Origin of the sequence: Stutzerimonas stutzeri KOS6 (assembly GCF_000307775.2) — a bacterium.
In the GTDB taxonomy this organism is placed as follows: domain Bacteria; phylum Pseudomonadota; class Gammaproteobacteria; order Pseudomonadales; family Pseudomonadaceae; genus Stutzerimonas; species Stutzerimonas stutzeri_B.
The window spans coordinates 480595-488318 of the sequence record NZ_KK020677.1; the positions used below are offsets into that span (position 1 = coordinate 480595).

A 7724-nucleotide genomic window follows, 5' to 3' on the forward strand; every position below is an offset into this window, starting at 1 on the left:
TTTATCGGCTGCTGCGAGTCATGGAAAAGGCGGGATGTGCGGTGGGACGCTTCAAGCTCTGCGGACCTGAAGCATCGCCCCGAGGGCGGGCCTCCCACGAAATCGCTGCATACCGTCAGTGTGGCGCGCCCCCGCGGTGATTGCGCGGGCAAACAGGGGCGGCGCTTTATCGGCTGCTGCGAGTCATGGAAAAGGCGGGGTATGCGGTGGAAAGCTTCAGGCTCTTCAGAGCTGAAGCATCGCCCCGAGGGCGGGCTTCCCACGAAATCGCTGCATACCGTCAGTGGGGCGCCCGCCCGCGGCGATTGCGCAGGCCAACAGGGGCGGCGCTTTATCGGCTGCTGCGAGTCATGGAAAAGGCCGGATGTGCGGTGGAAAGCTTCAGGCTCTTCAGAGCTGAAGCATCGCCCCGAGGTCGGGCCTCCCACGAAAAATGATGCCATCAGTGGGAGGCGCGCCCTCGCGGCGATGCAGGCCGTAGGGCCTGCCGTCATCCACTTAGAACAGCACCTTGGCCACATCGGCGAAGCGCTTGGCGAAATGCACCGTCAGACCTTCCTTGAGGTAATCGGGCAGCTCCTCGAAATCGCCGCGGTTGGCTTCCGGCAGGATCAGCTCGAAGATTTTCTGCCGCCGCGCGGCGATGACTTTCTCGCGTACCCCGCCGATCGGCAGCACATGGCCGGTCAGGGTCAGTTCTCCGGTCATCGCCACGCCTTTCTTCGGGGGCTGGTTGCGTGCCAGCGAGAGCAGCGCGCTGGCCATGGTGATGCCGGCGCTGGGGCCGTCCTTGGGCGTGGCGCCTTCCGGCACGTGCAGGTGCACGAACGCTTCGTCGAAGAACTCCGGGTCGCCCTTGAAGGCTTTCAGATTCGAGCTGACGTAGCTGTAGGCGATCTCCGCGGATTCCTTCATCACGTCACCGAGCTTGCCGGTGAGTTTGAAGCCTCGGTTCAGCGTGTGAATCCGCGTGGCTTCGATCGGCAGGGTGGCGCCGCCCATGCTGGTCCAGGCGAGGCCCGTGATCACGCCGACGCCGGAAAGCACCTGCTCGCTGCGGAACACCGGTTTGCCGAGGTAGCTTTCCAGGTCTTTCGGGGTGATCTTCAGCACCGCTTGCGGATCTTCCAGCAACTGCACCACCGCCTTGCGCACCAGCTTGCCGAGCTGCTTTTCCAGCTGACGCACGCCGGCCTCGCGGGCATAGCCTTCGATCACCGCTTTCATGGCGCTGTCGCTGATGGCGAGGCGTTGCTTGGGTACGCCGGTCTTGTCCAGCAGCTTGGGCCAGAGGTGACGCTTGGCGATGGCCAGCTTTTCCTCGGCGATGTAGCCGGACAGGCGGATCACCTCCATGCGGTCGAGCAGCGGGCCGGGGATCGAGTCCAGCGTGTTCGCGGTGCAGACAAACAGCACCTTGGACAGGTCCAGGCGCAGGTCCAAGTAATGGTCGAGGAATTCGACGTTCTGCTCAGGGTCCAGCGTCTCCAGCAGCGCCGAGGCCGGGTCACCCTGGTAGCTGCTGCTGAGCTTGTCGATCTCGTCGAGCATGATCACCGGGTTCATCACCTCGACATCCTTGAGCGCCTGCACCAGCTTGCCGGGCAGGGCGCCGATGTAGGTGCGGCGGTGGCCTTTGATCTCCGCTTCGTCGCGCATGCCGCCGACGGAAAAGCGGTAGAACGGCCGACCAAGGGATTCGGCGATGGACTTGCCGATGCTGGTCTTGCCCACGCCGGGCGGGCCGACCAGCAGCACGATGGAGCCGGCGATCTCGCCCTTGAACGCTCCGACGGCGAGAAATTCGAGAATGCGGTTCTTGATGTCGTCGAGCCCGGCGTGGTGCTTGTCCAGTACCTTGCGCGCGCGCTTGAGGTCGAGCTTGTCCTGGCCATACACGCCCCAGGGCAGGGCGGTGGCCCAGTCCAGGTAGTTGCGGGTGACGGCATATTCCGGCGAGCCGGTCTCGAGGATCGACAGCTTGTTCAGTTCCTCGTCGATGCGCTTCTGCGCGGCCGGCGGCACCACCTTGCCGTCCAGGCGGGCGCGGAACTCGTCGGCATCGGCGCTCTTGTCGTCCTTGGTGATGCCCAGCTCGCGCTGGATGATCTTCAACTGCTCCTTGAGGAAGAACTCGCGCTGGCGCTCACCGATCTTGCGATTGACCTCGCCAGTCAGCTCCTTCTGCAGCTTGCCTACCTCCACTTCCTTGCGCAGCAGCGGCAAGACCTTCTCCATGCGCTTGAGGACTGGCACGGTATCCAGCACTTCCTGCAGCTCGATCCCCGGTGCGGTGGTCAGGGCGGCGGCGAAGTCGGTCAACGGCGAAGGATCGTTGGGGCTGAAGCGGTTGAGGTAGTTCTTCAGTTCCTCGCTGTACAAAGGATTGAGCGGCAGCAGCTCCTTGATCGCGTTGATCAGCGCCATGCCATAGGCCTTCACCTCGTCGCGCGGGTCCTCGTCGCTTTTCGGGTAATCGACTTCCACCAGGTACGGTGGTTTGCGCCGCAGCCAGCCGCGGATACGCACCCGCGCCAGGCCCTGGGCGACGAACTGCAGCTTGCCGCCCTCCTGAGTGGCATGGTGCACGCGGACCATGGTGCCGTGTTCCGGCAGGCTGTCGGGATCGAAGGTGGCCATGTCCAGCACCGGCGAGTCGACGAAGAACAGTGCCACGCGCTGATGCGGCGTCTTCGCCACGCGTTCCAGCGTTTCGGCCCAGGGGTCTTCGTTGACGATCACCGGCAGCACCTGCGCCGGGAAGAACGGCCGGTTGTGCACCGGGATGATGTAGAGCTTGTCCGGCTGCTGTTGATCGGGCAGCACGAGACCGTTGGAGGAGATGATTTCCTGCTCGATAGGATCCTGATTGACGTCGTCGTTCATGCGGCACCCGTTGCGAATACGTGCACCTTAGATGGGTGGTGGCGCGGATGATTTCAATCCCGCCGCGTGGGGGTGGGCACTTCATTCAGGCTTCGGTACAGTGCTTGCACGCACAGGTGCCCATCATGCTCAACGCCCGTCTGCTTCGCCTGGATGACCAGACTCACCAGCACGCCCACGACTATCACCAACTGGTGATGTCGCTTTCTGGGCGCGCGGAATTCGAAGTCAACGGTTCGGGTGGCGAAGTTTGCCGGATGCGCGCCTGCCTGGTGCCGGGCGATGCCGATCATGGCTTCGCGGGCATGGGCGACAACCGTATGCTGATCATCGATCTCGATGAACAGGATGTCGGCACCGACGACCCTGAGCTGCTGGCCCGGCTGTTCGAAGCGCCACGCTATCCGGCGCTGGATGCGGATTTCCAGAACCTGCTGGCCTATGCCGGCGCCGAGCTGGCGCGCTACGGCAGTGATCCGCTGCTGGCCCGGGCGCTGGGTGGCGTGCTGCTGCGGGCGCTGCACCTGCGGCTGTTCGGCGAGTCAGTGCAACGGCCGGCTGGCCCGCTGGATCTGCAGCGGCTGGACAGCCATATCCAGGACAACCTGGCGCGACGCATCACCGTCGCCGAGCTGGCCCAGGTCGTCTGCCTGAGCCCCAGCCACTTCCATGCCCAGTTCAAGGATTGCGTCGGCCTCACGCCGCACCAGTATCTGCTCAAGACCGGCCTTGACCGTGCCGCCCGCCTGCTGCGCGAAACGCCGCTGCCACTGGTACGGATTGCCGAGGAGTGCGGTTTCTCCAGCCAGAGCGCACTGACCACCGCCACCCGCCGCTACCTCGGTCTGACCCCTCGCGGATTGCGCAAGTCGGATTCCTGAGGTTCTCCTGAGTGCCCTGCTTTCGGGCTCTTTAGCTATCAGGCGCAGATTCCTGCGCCATCCTGGTGCGCTTTTATGACCGCCGCGTTGCCGCGCTCGGCCTTCGGAGTTTTTCGTAAAACTTCCGTAGTTTTGCGCAAGAACGGCCCGTCCTGCAGACCCTACATTCCGTCTCCCGAGCTGGCTCATCGCCTTGTGCTGCATCTTCAGCCTGGCCGTGGACTACACCTATAAGCAGACACTACTCACAAGAGGAGCGGCGCATGTTCAAGGCCGGTCACGTGCTGGAAGGCGCCTTCGCCAACCAGAAAGCCGCGGAATTCTTTCCCGCCATCAGCGCCAACTACGCCGTTGACGAGGCGCAATATCTCACCGAGCTGCTGCAGCTTGCCGATCCCGGCGAGGCGGGCATCGCCGCCATTCGCGAGCGCGCGCGCAGCCTGATCGAAGCGGTGCGCGGGCGTGACAATGCCGTCGATACCCTCGATGCGCTGCTGCGCCAGTACAGCCTGGACACCCAGGAAGGGCTGATGCTGATGTGCCTGGCCGAAGCGCTGCTGCGGGTGCCGGATGCCGCCACGGCTGACGCGCTGATTCGCGACAAGCTCAACGCCGCCGAGTGGGAACGCCACCTCGGCCAGAGCGACAACGTGCTGGTCAACTTCGCCGCCTGGGGGCTGGTGATGACCGGCAAGGTGGTCGATCCGGAAACGGCCGACGGCCGGCCGAAGAACGTCATCGGTCGCCTGCTCAAACGCTCCGGCGAGCCGGTGATCCGCAGCGCGATGAACCAGGCGATGAAGCTGATGGGCAAGCAGTTCGTGCTTGGCCGGACCATCTCCGAAGCGCTGAAGAACGGCCGCCCGGAGCGCGAGAAGGGCTATACCTATTCCTTCGACATGCTCGGTGAGGCGGCGCTGACCGCCGAGGACGCCGCCAAGTATATGGCGGACTACCGTCAGGCCGTTGAAACCGTCGGCGCCGAGCCGCAGGTCGGCAAGGGCCCGCGCCCGTCGGTGTCGATCAAGTTGTCGGCGCTGCATCCGCGTTACGAAGTCGCCCAGCGCGAGCGCGTGCTCACCGAGCTGTTCGCCAGTGTGCGCGAACTGGCCGTGCTGGCGCGCGAGCGCGATGTCGGGATCACCATCGATGCCGAGGAGGCCGACCGCCTCGAGCTGTCGTTGGAACTGTACGAAAAGCTCCTGCGCGATCCGGCCATCGCCGGCTGGGGTGAGTTCGGTCTGGTCATCCAGGCCTATTCCAAACGCTGCCTGCCGGTGCTGGTCTGGCTGACGCTGCTCGGTCGTGAGCTTGGCGAACGCATTCCGTTACGGCTGGTCAAGGGCGCCTACTGGGACAGTGAGATCAAGCAGTGCCAGGTCCAGGGCCTGGACGGCTACCCGGTATTCACCCGCAAGGAAGGCACCGACACCTCGTACCTCGCCTGCGCGCGCTACCTGTTGTCCGAGCACACCCGTGGGGTGATCTACCCGCAGTTCGCCAGCCACAACGCGCACACCGTCAGCTGCATCCTGGCGATGGCCGAGGAAAACGCGCAGCCGCGCGAGTTCGAGTTCCAGCGCCTGCACGGCATGGGCGATGCGCTGTACGACACGGTGATCGAGAAGTACGCCCGCAACGTACGCATCTACGCCCCGGTCGGCGCGCACAAGGACCTGCTGCCCTACCTGGTGCGCCGCCTGCTGGAGAACGGCGCCAACTCGTCGTTCGTCCACCAACTGGTCGACCCGCGCGTGCCGGTCGAGTCGCTGATCGATCACCCGGTGAGCCAGCTGCGCAAGTTCGCTGCACCGGGCAACCCCCGCATTCCGCTGCCGCCGGCGCTGTTCGGCAATCGCAAGAACTCCCAAGGGATCAACATGAATATCCAGAACCAATGGAATGACCTGGCCAGCGCCTACCAACCTTTCCTCGAGCGCCAGTGGCAGGCTGCGCCGGTCATCAGCGGGCAGAGGCTCGCCGGTACGCCGTCCGAGGTGCGTTGCCCCTATGACCTGAACAAGGTCGTCGGCCAGGCCCAGTTCGCCAGCGCCGAGCAGGCGCGCCAGGCTGTCGATCGCCTGGCGGCTTATTGGCCGAGCTGGAATGCCACGCCGGTGGAAGCCCGTGCCGCAGTGCTGGAGCGCCTGGGTGATCTGCTGGAGCAGCACCGCGCCGAGCTGATGGCGCTGTGTACCGTGGAAGCCGGCAAGTCGCTGCAGGACGGTATCGACGAAGTACGCGAGGCGGTGGATTTCTGCCGTTACTACGCACAGCAGGCGCGGCAGAAGCTCGGCCGCGAAGAACTGAAAGGCCCGACCGGCGAGCGCAATGAGCTGTTCCATGAAGGCCGCGGCGTGTTCGTCTGCGTCAGCCCGTGGAATTTCCCGCTGGCGATCTACCTCGGCCAGATCACCGCGGCGCTGGTGGCCGGCAACACCGTGCTGGCCAAGCCGGCCGAGCAGACCAGCCTCATCGCTGCGCGTGCGCTTGAACTGATGTTCGACGCCGGCCTGCCGAAGGAGGCGATCGCCTTCCTGCCGGGCGACGGTGCCACCCTGGGTGGCGTGTTCTGCCGCGACCCGCGCGTGGTCGGCGTGTGCTTCACCGGTTCCACCGACACGGCGCGCATCATCAACCGCCAACTGGCCGAGAAGGAAGGCCCGATCGCCACGCTGATTGCCGAGACTGGCGGGCAGAACGCGATGATCGTCGACTCCACGGCGCTGCCCGAGCAGGTGATCAAGGATGCCGTTGGCTCCGCCTTCACCAGTGCCGGCCAGCGTTGTTCGGCGTTGCGCGTGCTCTACGTGCAGCGTGATATCGCCGATCGCGTGATCGATTTGCTCAAGGGGGCGATGGCCGAGCTCAGGGTCGGTCCGACCCATCTGCGCGAGAACGACATTGGTCCGGTGATCGATCAGGAAGCCCGCGAGGGTCTGCTGGCGCATATCCAGCAGCTCAAGAGCGAAGGACGCCTGATTGCCGAGGCGACATTGCCGGCTGGCCTCAACGGCCACTTCGTAGCGCCGGTGGCCTTCGAGATCGACGGCATTCACCAGCTCAAGAAGGAGCAGTTCGGCCCGGTGCTGCACGTGGTGCGCTACGACGCCGCGGACCTGGAAAAAGTCGTCACGGCGATCAACGGTACCGGCTACGGCCTGACCCTCGGCGTACATAGCCGCAACGAGGAAACTGCCGAACGCATCGAGCAACTGGCGCGGGTCGGCAACCTCTACGTCAACCGCAATCAGATTGGTGCCGTGGTCGGCGTGCAGCCGTTCGGCGGCTGTGGCCTGTCGGGCACCGGTCCGAAGGCAGGCGGCCCCAGTTATGTGCTGCGCTTCGCCAACGAGCGCACCACCTCCATCAACACGACCGCTGTGGGCGGCAACGCCTCATTGCTGTCGCTTGGAGACGACTGAACGGAGGCTTGCAGTCTGAAATCGCCGCGAGGGCGCGCCTCCCACGGGGCGGGTATGCGCGGAGGCCCGTCCTGAGGTGAAGCTTCTCAGGCTTCAAGGCCGCTGGCTGAGCTTCGGGCTGCAATCGCCGCCAGGGCGTGCCTCCACTGGGCCGGTGTGTACTCACTGCTTTTCTGGGAGGCCCACCTCCGGGGCGGCGCTTTCCAGGCGTCAAGCTCGGTAGGCGGATAAGAACAACAATTGGACAGTCGGCGGACGCTCTTCCGCCACTGACGGGACCATGTTGGGCCTGTCACAGGTGATGGCCTTTCTAGCCATCGCCCTCTGCCAAGGTGGCGCGCGGGCTCGCTCGCGTTACGCCGAACAACAACTAACGAGGGGCACACAATGAGCGTCAACACACCCACTCTGATCACTTTCGTGATCTACATCGCGGCGATGATCCTGATCGGTTTCGTCGCCTACCGCGCCACCAAGAACTTCGACGACTACATCCTCGGCGGTCGCAGCCTGGGCAGCTTCGTCACCGCGT

At 64.7% G+C, this 7724-nt stretch carries 4 protein-coding genes; 3 read left to right on the forward strand and 1 reads right to left on the reverse strand.

The window, feature by feature from the left end:
* Positions 1-498: 498 nt before the first annotated feature.
* Positions 499-2886 (reverse strand): endopeptidase La, encoded by a 2388-nt coding sequence (lon, locus tag B597_RS42695; RefSeq protein ID WP_003293572.1) that lies wholly within the window; start codon positions 2884-2886, stop codon positions 499-501.
* 125 nt (positions 2887-3011) lie between these two features.
* Here lon and B597_RS42700 point away from each other — a divergent pair, with 125 nt between their 5' ends.
* The 3 genes from B597_RS42700 to B597_RS47440 form a co-directional block, all read left to right on the forward strand.
* Positions 3012-3767 (forward strand): helix-turn-helix domain-containing protein, encoded by a 756-nt coding sequence (locus B597_RS42700; protein ID WP_003293570.1) that lies wholly within the window; start codon positions 3012-3014, stop codon positions 3765-3767.
* Positions 3768-4030: 263 nt separating this feature from the next.
* Positions 4031-7192 (forward strand): bifunctional proline dehydrogenase/L-glutamate gamma-semialdehyde dehydrogenase PutA, encoded by a 3162-nt coding sequence (gene putA / locus B597_RS42705; protein WP_003293568.1) that lies wholly within the window; start codon positions 4031-4033, stop codon positions 7190-7192.
* Between the two features lie 387 nt (positions 7193-7579).
* Positions 7580-7724: hypothetical protein (locus B597_RS47440; protein WP_192939429.1), on the forward strand; the 145-nt coding region annotated here is incomplete at its 3' end.